General features: G+C 70.8%; 15 protein-coding genes and 1 riboswitch. Of the genes, 7 read left to right on the forward strand and 8 right to left on the reverse strand.

Annotation, left to right across the window (positions count from 1 at the left end; all coding sequences use genetic code 11):
* Positions 1 to 53 precede the first annotated feature (53 nt).
* On the reverse strand, positions 54 to 419 hold the full coding sequence (locus H4687_RS31195; RefSeq protein WP_013000814.1) for a hypothetical protein: 366 nt from the start codon (positions 417 to 419) through the stop codon (positions 54 to 56).
* A gap of 195 nt (positions 420 to 614) precedes the next feature.
* On the opposite strand from H4687_RS31195, the gene H4687_RS31200 reads away from it, so the two are divergent.
* The 6 genes from H4687_RS31200 (at position 615) to def (ending at position 5,129) form a co-directional block, all read left to right on the forward strand.
* A complete protein-coding gene (locus tag H4687_RS31200) occupies positions 615 to 956 on the forward strand; it encodes a hypothetical protein (RefSeq protein ID WP_046918101.1) in 342 nt (113 codons plus the stop codon).
* Positions 953 to 1,789 carry a DUF4388 domain-containing protein gene (locus tag H4687_RS31205; RefSeq protein ID WP_046918102.1) on the forward strand — a complete coding sequence of 279 codons (837 nt, stop codon included), beginning with the start codon at positions 953 to 955 and terminating at the stop codon, positions 1,787 to 1,789. The genes H4687_RS31200 and H4687_RS31205 overlap by 4 nt, the downstream gene beginning before the upstream one ends.
* Entirely contained in the window at positions 1,789 to 2,394 is a 606-nt protein-coding gene (locus H4687_RS31210) for a hypothetical protein (protein WP_159026235.1), read from the forward strand. Before H4687_RS31205 ends, H4687_RS31210 begins: the two co-directional genes overlap by 1 nt.
* 103 nt (positions 2,395 to 2,497) lie before the next feature.
* Positions 2,498 to 2,887, forward strand: coding sequence for a roadblock/LC7 domain-containing protein (locus H4687_RS31215; RefSeq protein ID WP_020113986.1), 390 nt, complete (start codon positions 2,498 to 2,500; stop codon positions 2,885 to 2,887).
* A 428-nt stretch (positions 2,888 to 3,315) separates the two neighbouring features.
* Positions 3,316 to 4,323 (forward strand): tetratricopeptide repeat protein, encoded by a 1,008-nt coding sequence (locus H4687_RS31220; protein WP_005480435.1) that lies wholly within the window; start codon positions 3,316 to 3,318, stop codon positions 4,321 to 4,323.
* Between the two features lie 155 nt (positions 4,324 to 4,478).
* Positions 4,479 to 5,129, forward strand: a complete 651-nt coding sequence (def, locus tag H4687_RS31225; protein ID WP_005480434.1) for a peptide deformylase — start codon at positions 4,479 to 4,481, stop codon at positions 5,127 to 5,129.
* A gap of 39 nt (positions 5,130 to 5,168) precedes the next feature.
* Here def and H4687_RS31230 read toward each other — a convergent pair whose 3' ends face one another.
* Entirely contained in the window at positions 5,169 to 6,131 is a 963-nt protein-coding gene (locus tag H4687_RS31230) for a GlxA family transcriptional regulator (RefSeq protein ID WP_046918108.1), read from the reverse strand.
* 93 nt (positions 6,132 to 6,224) lie between these two features.
* Between H4687_RS31230 and H4687_RS31235 the strand changes: the two genes are divergently transcribed.
* Positions 6,225 to 6,395: a hypothetical protein gene (locus H4687_RS31235; RefSeq protein ID WP_167358680.1), complete on the forward strand. Its 171-nt coding sequence runs from the start codon at positions 6,225 to 6,227 to the stop codon at positions 6,393 to 6,395.
* Positions 6,396 to 6,490: 95 nt separating this feature from the next.
* Here H4687_RS31235 and H4687_RS31240 read toward each other — a convergent pair whose 3' ends face one another.
* The 6 genes from H4687_RS31240 to H4687_RS31265 all read right to left on the reverse strand — a co-directional run bounded on the left by H4687_RS31240 (position 6,491) and on the right by H4687_RS31265 (position 14,830).
* Positions 6,491 to 7,501: a ribonucleotide-diphosphate reductase subunit beta gene (locus H4687_RS31240; RefSeq protein ID WP_046918105.1), complete on the reverse strand. Its 1,011-nt coding sequence runs from the start codon at positions 7,499 to 7,501 to the stop codon at positions 6,491 to 6,493.
* A complete protein-coding gene (locus H4687_RS31245) occupies positions 7,501 to 9,909 on the reverse strand; it encodes a ribonucleoside-diphosphate reductase subunit alpha (RefSeq protein WP_046918106.1) in 2,409 nt (802 codons plus the stop codon). Before H4687_RS31245 ends, H4687_RS31240 begins: the two co-directional genes overlap by 1 nt.
* Positions 9,910 to 10,032: 123 nt before the next feature.
* Positions 10,033 to 10,168, reverse strand: a riboswitch (cobalamin riboswitch).
* A 321-nt stretch (positions 10,169 to 10,489) separates the two neighbouring features.
* Entirely contained in the window at positions 10,490 to 11,479 is a 990-nt protein-coding gene (locus tag H4687_RS31250) for a nucleoside hydrolase (RefSeq protein WP_046918107.1), read from the reverse strand.
* A gap of 204 nt (positions 11,480 to 11,683) precedes the next feature.
* Positions 11,684 to 13,312, reverse strand: a complete 1,629-nt coding sequence (gene mctP / locus H4687_RS31255; protein ID WP_046915170.1) for a monocarboxylate uptake permease MctP — start codon at positions 13,310 to 13,312, stop codon at positions 11,684 to 11,686.
* A complete protein-coding gene (locus H4687_RS31260; RefSeq protein ID WP_107082340.1) occupies positions 13,309 to 13,578 on the reverse strand; it encodes a DUF3311 domain-containing protein in 270 nt (89 codons plus the stop codon). The genes mctP and H4687_RS31260 overlap by 4 nt, the downstream gene beginning before the upstream one ends.
* Positions 13,579 to 14,065: 487 nt before the next feature.
* The gene (locus H4687_RS31265; protein ID WP_005480427.1) at positions 14,066 to 14,830 is read right to left on the reverse strand and encodes a GntR family transcriptional regulator; all 765 of its coding nucleotides are present in this window, start codon (positions 14,828 to 14,830) and stop codon (positions 14,066 to 14,068) included.
* Positions 14,831 to 15,171: the final 341 nt, after the last annotated feature.

Raw genomic sequence — 15,171 nt, forward strand, 5'->3', positions numbered from 1 at the left:
GGGCCGTTCGCGAGGCGGGCTCCGTCATGGGCACGCGGTGGGGTGGAGCGGGCTCAGACCTCCAGGCCGTTCTCGATGCGCTTCAGGCCGTGCCGGGCCAGTGCCAGGTTGCTGCGGGAGCGGTCCAGTGCCAGGTAGAGGAAGAGCGATCCCTTGCTGCTGGTCAGCGGGCGGATCAGGTGGTACTGCCGGCCGAGTGTGATCAGGATGTCCTCGATCACGTCGTTCATGTCCAGCGAGGCCAGCGTGCGCATCTTGGCGCGCACCACCTCGGTGTTGCCGGCCGCCGCGAGCTCCAGGTCGAGGTGCTGCCCGCCGCCGAGGGTGCCGAGCGACATGCCGCTCTCGTAGTCGACCAGCGCGACACCGACCGCACCGTCGAGAGCCATGGCTTCCTTGAGCGCCGTCTCGATGTTCATATTGCTGCCCCAATTCCTCAGTGCTGCTGACCGGTCACTGTCCGGCCAACTACGATCGACGCCAGTGACCTACCGGTCACAAACATCAACTTTTCGCCTTGTTACGGAAGTTGGCGTTCAAAGTACTGCGCGGCGCGTGAACGTGGAGGGCGAATGGGGGGACTTGAGGAAACGAAGCCTGCGCTTCAGACCTCCTTGGACCGGCTTCTCGACTCTCCCGGCGTCGTCGGCGTCGCCCTCGTCGACGCGGTCACGGGTCTCACCTATGCCACGGCGGGTGACGCCGCCGAGACGGGGACGGGGGCGGAGTGCTCCGATCTCGCCTCCCTCATCTCCGAGCGCCTCGGCGCGGCGGGAGCCGAGGGGGAGTTCGAGAGCGTGGTCATGACCAGCGGACGTCGCCATCAGGTGCTGCTCACCGTGGACCGGTCGGCCGGAGACCCGCTGTTGCTGGCGGCCGGTCTCGACCGCGACCGGGCGAACGTGGCCCTGGCGCTGCGCAGCCTCGGCGACCGGGCCCGTGAGGTGCTGGCGTGAAAACACCCTCGGCGCGCAACGTACCCGCGCTTCTGCAGGCCCTGCACCAGGAGGGCCATACCGGCACGGTCCGGGTCTCGGGCTCCCCCGGTGGCACGATTCACCTGCGGGACGGCCTGATCGGCGCGATCGAGACACCGGGCGCGCCGACCGCGACATCCGCGCTGCTCTCCTCGGGCCGGATCGACGACGACGCCTGGCTGGCGGCCTGCGCGGCCGAACCCGACGCCGACCTGCTCGACGCGCACCTGGCGGCCGCCGGTCTGATCGGCGCCGCCGAACTGGAGGTCGTCTGCACGGCGGCCGTGTTCGACGGGGCCTTCGCGATGGCGCTCAGCCCGCCCGGCGGCTGGGAGTTGACCGAACGGCAGCCCACACTCCTCGCCCGGCCCGGCATCGAGCCGCGACGGCTGGCGGAGGAGACCACCCGCCGCATGGCGCTGCTGACGCGTATCTGGGGCCCCGCGAGCGAACTGGCGCGTGCCCGGCCCGAGCCGGTCACCGGCCGCGGCTTCGCGGAACACGACGGCCGGCTGACCCGGCGCCGTCGCGACCTTGTCGAGAGCGCGAACGGCCGCCGTACTCCGCGTGACATCGCCTTCGCCCGGGGGCGCGGCCTCTACGCGGTCATGCTGGACCTCGTCCGGCTGGAATCGCTGCAGGCGATCCGCTGGCAGCACAGGGCCGAGCCCGACGGCCGGCCCAGCACGGCGCCCCGGATCCCGCAGGGTCCGTCGGCGTCCGAGGAGCCGTCACCGAGAGCCGGCCCCCTGCCCAGACGCAGGCCCGGCGGAGGCTCTCCGATCGGAGACCTCGGAGCGAAGGACGGGTAGTGAGCCCCGACAAAGACCCGGCCCGCAAGCGCCGCATACGCAGCAAGGCCGCACGCCTCCGACGGCGTTCGGCCCCCGGAGCGGCCGCGGACGACCGCCCACCACCTGCCGGAGCCCGGCCGGCCACCGCACCCGTCCCCACGACCGCTGGACGACCGCCGGCCGCCGAACCGGGTGGCGCGACGGCCGGCCGGCCGCCCGACGTGTCCGTCCCCGCGACGGCGGAGACCGGCGCCGGTGGTGGCGCCACGACCCCGGCGACCGGCGCCGGTGGATCCGCCACGGCCGCGCGGACCGACGCCGGTGGCGGTGCGGCGCAATCGCCCCCGTCACCCGTGCGGGGGGCTGCCGCGGGACCGCCCCCGTCACCCGTGCGGGGCGCTGCCGCCGGACTGCCCCCGTTACCCGTACGGGGCGCCGTGCCGGGCCCCGTGAACGCCGGGGAGGGGGCGCCGGACGACCCGGCCGTACCGCCGCCCTTCCCACCCCTGTCCCTGCTGTCGGCCGAGGAACTGCTCGCCGACCAACCCTCCGTCGACATGCTGCGGCGCGTCCGCCGCGGGCTGCGGGCTCTCCCCGAGTCCGACGGGCACCTCTCCGACTGAGGGGTGCCGTGACCCTCCCGCACGGCACCCACCGTGCCCGGCACACCCCTGCCGGCCGGACCGCACACCCACCGCAGACATCTGGACCAAGGAGCACGTGCCCATGACCGCACACGCATCGACCGAATCGCTGACCGGCATCCTGGCCTCGCTGCGTGACCGGGTGATGGGCGTCGCCGAGAGCGTCCTGTCCACCGTGGACGGACTCCTCGTCGTCGCCGACGTGGACAAGGTCCACCCCGAGTCCGTCGCGGCTCTCGCCGCCGCCACCCTCGGCGTCAGCCGCCGCATGGCCGACCAGTCCGGCGTGGGCGCGCTCCGCGAGGTCGTCGTCCGCTGCGGCTCCGGGCACGTCATCGTGGTCGCGGTCGGTGAGCGCACGCTCCTGACCGTCATGGGCGACGACGGCCTCGACTTCGCCGCCTTCCAGCGCGAGTCCCCGGCGACCGTGGAACAGCTCACCAAGGTGCTCGCGGCGGATGTGGCGCACTGAGACGAGCGGTGTCGACGGTGTCGTCGACCGCCGGTGCGGTGCCGGCCGTCGGATCCCGTCGTCGCCCGCGGGGACCGGCCGCGCGCGCCGCCGGTCCTGAGCGCTTCCCTCCCGCTCACCGAACGGCGGTCGTTTCGCAGGCATACGAGGCGAACGTCCGGGCAGCAGGGCCGGAGGGCCGCTCGCCGCGGGTGAGGGAGGGCCGTCGCCGACGGGAGGCGCGCGACTTTCACCCGGACGTGGTGGAATCGCTCGCGCGGTACGGTCGAGAGACTGTCTGACCCTTCCCGCGGTGGGGTAACCCATGGGTAATGAGCGGCCCTCCACGCGGTCGTGGTTGGATGCGAGGGAGAGGGTGTACCGGGGGCGACGGCCAGCCCACTCCGACGGAACTGGCAGGCGGGAACCGTAACTGGCAGGCGGGAATCGTGAGGATCTTCGGCAAGGGACGGCATCGGCCCTCCGCCTCTTGGCGGCAGGCCACCGATCGTGCGTTCACGCTGATCGGTGACGGTCGGTACGAGGACGCGGGCGCACTGTTGACACGTGCCGCGGACCTGGAGCCGTGGCTGTCCGAGTCCTGGTTCAACCTGGCCCTGCTGCACAAGTTCCGGCACGACTGGGAACAGGCGCGGGCCGCCGGTCTCAGGGCGGTCGCGCTGCTCGACCGGGAGACCGGGGCGCCCGACTGGTGGAACGTGGGCATCGCCGCGACCGCGCTGCAGGACTGGCCGCTGGCCCGCCGCGCCTGGCAGGCGTACGGCCTGCGGGTGCCCGGTGGCGCGTCCCGGCCGAGGCCCGGCAGCGGCCCCGGGGACAACGGCGAGCCGGTGGGCATGGACCTCGGCAGCGCGGCCGTACGGCTGTCACCGGAAGGTGAGGCCGAGGTCGTGTGGGGGCGGCGGCTCGACCCCGCCCGGATCGAGGTGCTCTCCATTCCGCTGCCGTCGTCCGGGCGGCGCTGGGGCGAGGTCGTCCTGCACGACGGGGTGCCGCACGGGGAGCGGACCACGGCCGTGGGGCACGCGTATCCGGTGTTCGACGAGATCGAGTTGTGGGCGCCCTCTCCCGTGCCGACGTGGGTGGTGCTGCTGGAGGCCGCGACCGAGGCGGACCGGGACGCGCTGGAGCGGCTCGCGGCGGACGCCGGGTTCGCGGCGGAGGACTGGTCGTCGTCGGTGCGGTTGTTGTGCCGGCTGTGCTCGGAGTCGCGGATGCCGTCCGACGAGGGGGACGGGGAGCATCTCGATCCGCACGACCACAGTGAGCCGGGGCATCCCGGGCCGCTCGGGCATGTGACGGACGGGCAGCTGTGGGCGCCCGAACGGGAGTGCGGGGTGGCCGCGCCGGCCTCGCTGGTGCGGGGGCTGCTGGACGGGTGGGTGGCCGACAGCCCGGATTCCCGGGACTGGCGGGATCTGGAAGAGGTTTGCTAGGGGCTTGGCTGGCGGTTCACTTTCGGCCACGGGTTCGTCGTGGTCGCTCGCGCGGTTCTCCGCGCCCTTACGGGGCGCCCCCCTGAGCGGCGCGATCCCCGTACCCTGTATCAGCATCACCACCCCCTGTTTTTCTAGGAAGGCGTACGTCTGTCATGGCCCAGCAGGACACCGATCAGCAGCGCGAGGGCGTGCTCCCCGTCGACGACGAGGGGTTCGTCATCGACACGGAGGACTGCGAGGAGCGCGAGCAGGCGTACCGCGAGCGCGGCACCTCGCTGCCGATCACCGTGGTCGGGAACCCGGTGCTGCACAAGGAGTGCAAGGACGTCACGGAGTTCGGTGACGAGCTGGCGAAGCTGGTGGACGACATGTTCGCCAGCCAGCGCACGGCGGAGGGCGTGGGCCTGGCCGCCAACCAGGTCGGCGTCGACCTGAAGGTGTTCGTCTACGACTGCCCGGACGACGAGGGCAAGCGGCACACCGGTGTGATCTGCAACCCCAAGCTGGTCGAACTGCCCGCCGAGACGCGCCGGTTGGACGACAGCAACGAGGGCTGCCTGTCGGTGCCGACCGCGTACATGCCGCTCGCCCGCCCCGACTACGCCGAGGTCACCGGGCAGGACGAGAAGGGCAACCCGATCAAGGTGCGCGGCACCGGGTACTTCGCGCGCTGCCTGCAGCACGAGACCGACCACCTGTACGGCTACCTGTACATCGACCGGCTCTCCAAGCGCGACCGCAAGGACGCGCTGCGGCAGATGGCCGAGAACGAGCCCCGCTACCCCGTGGTCGCGAACGACTGAGCCGTGCGCTGGGCCCGCACCGTGTGCCGGTCCCGGTCCTCAGGCCGCCTCCGGGCCCCGGAAGGTCCGGCGGTACGCCTGCGGGGTCGTGCCCAGCGACTGCACGAACTGATGGCGCAGGGCGGCGGCGGTACCGAAGCCGGCGCGCCAGGCGATGCCGTCCACCGTCTCGTCCGTCGCCTCCAGCAACCGCTGGGCCAGCAGCACCCGTTGACGCAGGATCCAGCGGTACGGCGTGGTCCCGGTCTCCTGCTGGAAGCGGCGGGCGAACGTGCGGGGGGACATGTGCGCGCGGGCGGCGAGCTGCTCGACGGTGACCTCCTCGTCGAGGTGCTGATCCATCCAGACGAGCACCTCGCCCACCGTGTCGCACTGAGAGCGGGGCAGCGGTCGCTCGATGTACTGCGCCTGACCGCCGTCCCGGTGCGGCGGCACCACCATCCGCCGGGCGATCTTGTTGGCCACCTCCGGCCCCTGCTCCTTGCGGACGATGTGCAGACACGCGTCGATGCCGGCCGCCGTGCCCGCCGAGGTGATCACCGGATCCGCGTCCACGTACAGCACGTCCGGCTCGACCACCGCCCGCGGATACTGCCGGGCCAGCTCCTCGGCGTGCTTCCAGTGCACCGCGCAGGGCCGTCCGTCCAGCAGCCCGGCCGCGCCGAGCACGAACACCCCCGAACACACGCTCAGCACCCGCGCGCCCCGGTCGGTGGCCCGCCGCAGCGCGTCCAGCAGTTCCGGCGGGTAGTCCCGGTGCACATAGCTGTCGCCCGCCGGTACGACGACCAGGTCGGCCTCTTCGAGCCGGTCCAGCCCGTACGGCGTGGAGACCGTGAACCCGGCGGGCGTCCGCAGGGTGGCGCCCTCCGCCGAGGCGACCGCGAAGTCGTACACCGGCAGGCCGTCGTCGCTGCGGTCGAGGCCGAAGACCTCGCAGACGACGCCCAGTTCGAAGGGATGCACGCCCTCCATGAGGACGGTGGCCACGTTTTTCAGCATGCTGCCAGTGTGCATCGGAAGTGGCAGGAATTCGAGGGGGTGCGGCAGTCCTGCCACTGTTTGCCAGGAGCGTTCGGCGCGAAAGTGGTGTCCATGGATACGACACAGCTGCAAGGACTCATCGGAACACTGGCCGTCATCGGACTGCTCGCCCTGGTCGCACTGCCCGCGATCGTCGGCGTGGTGCACGACCGTCGCGTCGACCGCCAGCTCAGGCGGGCGCAGGAACGACGGGCGTCGCACCACGTCGCCCGCGCCGCCTGAGCGGCGGCCCGGTGCCGCTGATACGTCCCCGGCACGACGACGACCGCGCGGGTCACGCCGGCCGGGGACGAGGTCACAGCGCTGACCCGGGCGGCCTAGAAGTCCTCGTCCAGGTCGACGGTGCCCTCCACCGCCACCTGGTAGGCCGAGGGACGCCGCTCGAAGAAGTTGGTCAGCTCCTGGACACCCTGTAGCTCCATGAAGGAGAACGGGTTCTGCGAGCCGTAGACCGGCGCGAAACCGAGCCGCGTGAGCCGCTGGTCGGCGACGCACTCCAGGTACTGCCGCATCGACTCGGTGTTCATGCCCGGCAGACCGTCACCGCACAGGTCGCGCCCGAACTGCAGCTCGGCCTCGACGGCCTCCTTGAGCATGTCGGTGACCTGCTGCTGGAGCAGATCGTCGAAGAGCTCCGGCTCCTCCTTGCGGACGGTGTCCACCACCTCGAAGGCGAAGGACATGTGCATGGTCTCGTCGCGGAACACCCAGTTGGTGCCCGTCGCCAGACCGTGCAGCAGCCCCCGGCTGCGGAACCAGTAGACGTACGCGAAGGCGCCGTAGAAGAACAGGCCCTCGATGCAGGCGGCGAAGCAGATCAGGTTGAGCAGGAAGCGGCGGCGGTCGGCCTTGGACTCCAGGCGGTCCAGCTTCTCCACCGAGTCCATCCATTTGAAGCAGAACTCCGCCTTCTCCCGGATGGACGGGATGTTCTCCACCGCCGCGAAGGCCGCCGCCCGGTCCGCCGGGTCGGGCAGGTAGGTGTCCAGCAGGGTCAGATAGAACTGGACGTGCACGGCCTCCTCGAAGAGCTGACGGCTCAGATAGAGCCGCGCCTCGGGGGAGTTGATGTGCTTGTAGAGGGTCAGCACGAGGTTGTTCGCCACGATCGAGTCGCCCGTCGCGAAGAACGCGACCAGGCGGCCGATCATGTGCTGCTCGCCCTCGGACAGCTTCGCGAGGTCCGCGACGTCCGAGTGGAGGTCGACCTCCTCGACGGTCCAGGTGTTCTTGATCGCGTCCCGGTAACGCTCGTAGAAGTCCGGGTAGCGCATGGGGCGGAGAGTCAGCTCGAAGCCGGGGTCGAGCAGGTTCTGGTTGCTGGGCATCACTGGCAGGCCTCGCAGGACTCGGGGTTCTCAAGGGAGCAGGCGACGGCCTCTTCGGAGGTGGCCTGCTGCAGGGGGATGGTCGTCTCGGGCTGCCGGGCCTGGCCCTGCGCCGCGCGGGCGATCCGGGTCGCCGGGCGCGAGCGCAGGTAGTACGTGGTCTTCAGACCCGACTTCCAGGCGTACGCGTACATCGAGGAGAGCTTGCCGATGGTCGGCGTCTCCAGGAACAGGTTCAGCGACTGCGACTGGTCGAGATACGGGGTGCGGGCGGCGGCCATGTCGATCAGGCCGCGCTGCGGGATCTCCCAGGCCGTCCGGTACAGGGCCCTGACGTCCTCCGGGATCCACGCGAAGTCCTGCACCGAGCCGCCCGACTCGCGCAGCGCCTCCCGGGTGCGCGCGTCCCAGACGCCCAGCTCCTTCAGGTCCTTCACCAGATACGAGTTGACCTGGAGGAACTCACCGGACAGCGTCTCGCGCTTGAACAGGTTGGACACCTGCGGCTCGATGCACTCGTACACACCGGCGATCGAGGCGATGGTGGCCGTCGGCGCGATGGCGAGGAGCAGCGAGTTGCGCATGCCGGTCGCCGCGACGCGCTCGCGCAGGGCCGCCCAGCGCTCCGGCCAGGCCGGCTCGACGTCGTAGTGGTCGGGGTGCAGCACACCACGGGCCGTGCGGGTCTTCTCCCAGGCCGGCAGCGGGCCGTTGCGCTCGGCGAGGTCGGCGGAGGCCTCGTACGCGGCGAGCATGATCCGTTCGGCGATCCGGGTGGACAGTGCCTTCGCCTCGGGGGAGTCGAAGGGCAGGCGCAGCTGGAAGAAGACGTCCTGGAGGCCCATCGCGCCGAGGCCGACCGGGCGCCACCTGGCGTTGGAGCGGCCCGCCTGCTCGGTGGGGTAGAAGTTGATGTCGACGACGCGGTCGAGGAAGGTGACGGCGGTGCGGACGGTCTCGTCCAGCCGCTGCCAGTCCATGTCGCCGGCCGCCCGGTCGACGAACGCGCCCAGGTTCACCGAGCCCAGGTTGCAGACCGCCGTCTCCCCGTCGTCCGTGACCTCCAGGATCTCCGTGCAGAGGTTGGAGGAGTGGACGACGTGGCCCCGCTCGGCCGTCTGGTTGGCCGTGCGGTTGGCCGCGTCCTTGAAGGTCATCCAGCCGTTGCCGGTCTGCGCGAGGGTGCGCATCATGCGGCCGTACAGATCACGGGCGGCGATCGTCTTCCTCGCCAGGCCGTTCGCCTCCGCCTTGCGGTAGGCCGCCTCGAACTCCTCGCCCCACAGGTCGACCAGCTCGGGCACGTCGGCCGGGGAGAACAGCGACCACTGCTCGTCGGCGTTCACCCGGCGCATGAACTCGTCCGGGATCCAGTGCGCCAGGTTCAGGTTGTGCGTACGGCGGGCGTCCTCGCCGGTGTTGTCGCGCAGCTCCAGGAACTCCTCGATGTCGGAGTGCCAGGTCTCCAGGTACACCGCGGCCGCGCCCTTGCGCCGCCCGCCCTGGTTCACGGCGGCGACCGAGGCGTCCAGCGTCTTCAGGAACGGCACGATGCCGTTGGAGTGCCCGTTGGTGCCCCGGATCAGCGAACCGCGCGAGCGGATGCGGGAGTAGGACAGACCGATGCCGCCGGCGTGCTTCGAGAGGCGGGCGACCTGGTGGTAGCGGTCGTAGATGGAGTCCAGCTCGTCCAGCGGGGAGTCGAGGAGGTAGCAGGACGACATCTGGGGGTGGCGGGTGCCGGAGTTGAAGAGTGTGGGGGAGGAGGGGAGGTAGTCGAGGCGGCTCATGAGGCGGTAGAGCGCGGCGACCTCGTCCACGGCCCTCGTGGTGTCGTCCTCGGCCAGGCCGCTCGCCACCCGCAGCATGAAGTGCTGGGGCGTCTCGACGACCTTGCGGGTGAGGGGGTGCCGGAGCAGATAGCGGCTGTGCAGGGTACGGAGGCCGAAGTAGCCGAAGCGGTCGTCGCCGTCCGGGTCGACCAGGGCGTCGAGACGCTCGGCGTGCACGCGCGCGAACTCCGCGGTGCGGTCGGCGACGAGACCCTCCCGGTGGCCCACGGTGATGGACTCGGTGAACGTGGTGACGCCCTGCGAGGCGGCCTCGTCGCGGATGCCGATGGCCAGCAGCCGCGCGGCGAGCTTGGAGTAGGCGGGGTCCTCGGAGATCAGACCGGCGGCCGCCTCCGTGGCCAGCTCGCGCAGCTCCACGACCATCTCGGCGGAGGCACCGCGTGAGGACCGGCCGCGCAGCGCGGCGGCGACGACCCGGCCGGGGTCGGCGTCGGGGAGGTCGACGGTCAGCTCGGTCAGGATCCGCAGCAACGCGGAACCGGGACTGTCGGTCTCCGTCGCCGGGTCGGCTGAAGCCAGGTCGGCTGCAACCGGGTCGGCTGGCGCGATGGTCACGTGGGGCTCTCCCTCGCTCGGCAAGAGGCCTGGCGGAGGGCGGGCGGCAGCTCACGAGCGCACGGGGGCGTCGCGTCCACCGGCCCATTCCACGAGGCCCGGACGTCAGGCACCCGGACCGGACGGCCGGGCGCGCTGTCGACAGGTGTTCGGACTGAACAGGCGTGCGCGAAAGGGCATGAACGCACGCGAGTACACCGTTGCGGGACAGTTCCGGATTCGCACCGGATTCCCCTGTGGCGACAGCGAGCATGAGCATACATCTAGTGCCGGTGCGCGGTGTCACCCCCACATGTTGTGTCGCATTCGGCTGCGCAGGGTGTCGGAGCGTCAACTCATAGGTGATCGGAGTGATGTCGGGGGCCTCGGGGATGGGGCTCCGTTCGCGCTCGGGTGTGCGGGTGAAGCCCGGGCGTTCGTGGAGGCGATGGCCTCTCCCGCGTAAGTGATCGTGATGTCCATGCGTCGCAGTGTGCATCAGGGACGCCTTGGCGCGGCCCGGGTTGTCCACAGAGGCTGTCGCCTGTCGGATGATCTGATCCGGCGGCCCACGGCGCCCGGTCGGGAGGGGACGAGCCGGTCAGGCCACCGCCGGCCACAGCGGCAGCGTCGCCACGAAGTCCTCGCTGAAATCGCGGGTGCCCGGCCCCAGGGCCACGCGGCCGGTGGCGCGCAGGCGGGCGGTCAGGGCGGGGGACTCGGAGTAATAGACGCGCCGGGCGGTGGCCGGCACGAACACGGTCTGACCCCGGGTGAGTTCGCTCGCGCATTCGACGACGACGGCGCCCTCGGCGGCCGCCACGAACGCCTCGTCCCCGCACACCCCCACGGCCAGCGGATCGTGCAGCGGACAGGTGCCGTCTCCGCCGTGGCGGGTGTAGGCGTCCATGTACGTGCGCATCAGCCGGGCGGCGAGTGCCGTGCCCGGGCCTGCCGCCTCCAGCGCGGCGAGGTCGGCGGGGCGGAACAGCCAGCGGTGCGAGGCGTCCAGGTCGACCATGGTGAACGGGATGCCGGAGGAGAGCACGATCTCGGCCGCGTCGGGGTCGGCCCAGATGTTGAACTCGGCGACCGGGGTGATGTTTCCCGGCACCTGGGCGGCGCCGCCCATGAACACGAATCTGGCGACGCGGTGGGCGAAGTGGGGGTCTTCGAGCAGGGCGACGGCGATGTTCGTGAGGGGGCCGGTGGCGCACACCGTCAGCTCGCCCTCGTACGCGCGGGAGAGGCGGAGCAGGGCCTGTGCGGACGACTCCGTCGGGTGCGGGGCCGTGGAGTCGGGCAGCGTCTCGTCGCCGAGGCCCGCCGGGCCGTGGAAGGCGGATGCCTCTCGGTAGGGGAGGGAGGAGAGGGGGCGGCCCGCGCCTCGGTGCACGGGGATGTCGCCGTCGATGCGGAGGGCTCGGGAGAGGGCTCGGGCGTTGGCGTAGGTCGCTTCGGCGGGGAGGTTGCCGCCTACCGAGGTGTAGGCCTTGAGGTCCCACAGGCCTGTGCCGAGGAGGTACTGCAGGGCTACGGCGTCGTCGATACCGGGGTCGCTGTCCAGGACGATCGGTGCGCGAACGGTCACGTCGTCAGCGTAGCCGGGCGTTGTGCGCCCCCGCCGCCCCTACCCGTCCCTTCACCAGGGGCGCTGCCCCTTCGACCCCGAGGTGAGTTCCACGGGTGCGGGTGGGTGGGGGCTGGTCGCGCAGTTCCCCGCCCCCCTGACAAACCAGGCCCTGCGGGCCGGGGGCGAAAGGGCAACCTTCCCGCCCCGCGCCCCCGCCCCGACCTAGTGGCTCGTCCCCGCCGTCGCCGGAGGCAGTTCCACCTGGACGCCACGGTCGCCCGCGTCCGCCGTGTAGTCCTCGGGGCTGGTCTCGTCGATGCCGTCCGGGGCGTTGAACGCGCGCAGGGCGAAGGTGAGGACCACCGTGACCACGACGTTGAGGACGAAGGCGGTCAGGCCGATGTAGCCGATCTCGCCGATGCCGGGGATCTCCGCGGACGAGCCGCCGAAGTGCTTCTGCGTGGGGGAGGCCACGCCGTACGCGGCGATCGTCCCGTACAGCATGCCGACGGCCCAGCCCGCGAGCAGGGCCCAGCGGTGGCACCAGCGGGTGAACAGGCCGCCCACGAGCGCCGGGAAGGTCTGGAGGATCCAGATGCCGCCGAGGAGCTGGAAGTTGATGGCGACGGTCTTGTCCATGGTGAGGACGAAGGCCAGGGCGCCCACCTTCACCAGCAGGGACACCAGCTTGGAGACCTTGGTCTCCTGCGCGGGTGTGGCGTCCGGCTTGATGAAGTCCTTGTAGATGTTGCGGGTGAAGAGGTTCGCCGCCGCGATGGACATGATCGCCGCGGGGACCAGCGCGCCGATGCCGATGGCCGCGAAGGCCACGCCCGCGAACCAGTCGGGGAACATCGTCTCGAACAGCTGCGGGATCGCCAGTTGGCCGTTCTGCACCTGGATGCCGGCCGCGATCGCCATGAAGCCCAGCAGGGCGAGCAGGCCCAGCATCAGCGAGTACAGCGGCAGGATCGTCGTGTTGCGGCGGATGACCTCGCGGCTCCTGGACGACAGCGTCGCCGTGATCGAGTGCGGGTACATGAAGAGCGCCAGCGCGGAGCCGAGGGCCAGCGTCGCGTACGTCCACTGGTTGGCGTCGCCGGGGACGAGGGCCCCGCGGGGTTTGTCCGTCGCCGGGTTGGTCTGGCTGTACGCCTCGCCGGCCTTGGCGAAGATGTCGTCGAAGCCGCCGAGCTTGATCGGGATGTAGATGATCGCCACCGCGATGACGAGGTAGATCAGGGTGTCCTTCACGAACGCGATCAGGGCGGGCGCCCGGAGGCCGGAGGAGTAGGTGTAGGCCGCCAGGACGCCGAACGCGATCAGCAGCGGCAGGTCCTTCACGAACCAGTTCGTGTTCTCGCCGCCGCCCACGCCCATCACGTCCAGTACGGCCTGGATGCCGACGAGTTGGAGGGCGATGTACGGCATCGTCGCCAGGATGCCGGTGAGGGCCACCGCCAGCGACAGGCCCTTGGACCCGAAGCGGCCGCGCACGAAGTCCGAGGTCGTCACATAGCCGTGCTTGTGGGAGACCGACCACAGGCGCGGCAGGAACGTGAAGATCAGCGGGTAGACCAGGATCGTGTACGGCACGGCGAAGAAGCCGGCCGCGCCCGCCGCGTAGATCGCCGCGGGGACGGCGACGAAGGTGTACGCCGTGTAGAGGTCGCCGCCGAGCAGGAACCAGGTGACCCAGGTGCCGAACGACCGGCCGCCGAGGCCCCATTCGTCGAGGCTGTGCTCGTTCTCGGCCTTGCGCCAGCGCGCGGCCAGGAAGCCCATGACCGTGACGGCCAGGAAGAAGAAGATGAAGACGGCGAGTGCCACGCCGTTCACGCCGTCCTTCACTTCGCGACACCCCCGCCCCGCGTCGCGGACCTGCGGGCGCGCTGGTCACGCTGCCACAGCACGTACGCGGTGGCCGTGAGCGCGGTGGAGACGAGCACCCAGGCCATCTGGTACCAGTAGAAGAACGGGATGCCGATGAACGCCGGGTCCGTCTTCGCGTACGAGCCGACCCAGAGCATCGCCACGAACGGGGCGAGCAGACACAGGGCGATGACGACTCTGACAGGTGTCACCACCGGTGGTCCCACTTCAGGCGCTTCTGACATGTCCCGGTTCCGTCCCCTCGCTGGTCGCCATTGATCGCCACTGATCACGTGCTCGACGCGCAGGAAATGTAAGGGACAGGTTCCGTCGTCCGGAACCCCTTGTCCGGATAACGGATGCGGAGGTTGTGTGTTCAGCGGCGGCGGAACTCCTGGCCGGGGCCCGTTTCCTGGCGATCCGTCCGCGGACGCTCGGACTGCCCTCGGGGCGCGACACCACCGTGCCGGGATCGCGCGCGGGTATACGCACAGCGGGGCCTCCGTGTCGGTGGGGCGACGCAAGGACCGTAGAACAGGAGCGGCGCTCGCGCCACACCGCGTGCACCACCTGTGGCGCGCGCTGCCGGGCACCACCGGTCACGCGCGCCGCCGGGGACCCGAGAGGCTCAGCCAGGCGGGCGCCCCGAGGGGCTCAGCCGGGCGGGCGCCCCGAGGGGCTCAGCCAGGCGGCGCGCCCAAAGACTCAGCCACCGCGGCCGCCCCGACCGGTTCAGTCCTGCGGGCGCTTGAGCCTCGCCACGAACTTGTAGCGGTCGCCCCGGTACACCGACCGCACCCACTCCACCGGCTGGCCCTCCATGTCCAGCGAGTGCCGGGAGAGCATCAGCATCGGCAGGCCGACGTCCGTGCCCAGCAGGCCGGCCTCGCGCGGGGTGGCCAGCGAGGTCTCGATGGTCTCCTCGGCCTCGGCGAGACGGACGTCGTACACCTCGGCGAGCGCGGTGTACAGGGAGGTGTACTTGACCAGTGATCTGCGCAGGGCCGGAAAGCGCTTGGCGCTCAGGTGGGTCGTCTCGATGGCCATCGGCTCGCCGTTGGCCATGCGGAGGCGCTCGATGCGCAGGACCCGGCCGCCGGCGGTGATGTCGAGCTGCCCCGCGAGCGTGTCGTCGGCGGTGATGTAGCCGATGTCGAGCAGCTGGGACGTCGGTTCGAGGCCCTGGGCGCGCATGTCCTCCGTGTACGAGGTGAGTTGCAGTGCCTGGGAGACCTTCGGCTTCGCGACGAACGTGCCTTTGCCCTGGATGCGCTCCAGCCGCCCCTCGACCACCAGCTCCTGCAGCGCCTGCCGCACGGTCGTGCGCGAGGTGTCGAACTCGGCGGCGAGGGTGCGCTCCGGCGGCACCGGCGTGCCGGGCGGAAGCGTCTCGGTCATGTCGAGCAGGTGCTTCTTCAGGCGGTAGTACTTGGGCACGCGTGCGGTACGGACGGTCGCCCCGTTCTCGTTCTCCGCACTGCTGACGTCGGTGCTCATGCTCCGCCTTCCCGGTCTTCGTGGCGTGATCCCTCTGTATACCCCTGCGGGCCCCGCTGGTCTAGTCCACGAAGGAGTCCTGACTGGTCCACTCCGCAGCGGTGCAGTGGTCTACCCGAAGAGTGTGGCTCAAGCGGCGCTGTTTTCGCTGGCTTATTACATAAAGGTTCCTGCATATGTAGGTCGCATAACGGCTGGTGAGAGGGGGTTCGAGCGCTCTTGACACAGCGAATGGTCTGAGCCAAGCTCCGCCTACTGGTCTACACCATTGGTCCAGGTCCTGGCCCCAGGGGCGGTACGTCCTGTCACCGCGGGGAGCAGGGGGGTTTGTGGCATCCCTG

The sequence above is a fragment of the Streptomyces stelliscabiei genome (assembly GCF_014873495.1).
GTDB lineage: Bacteria > Actinomycetota > Actinomycetes > Streptomycetales > Streptomycetaceae > Streptomyces > Streptomyces bottropensis.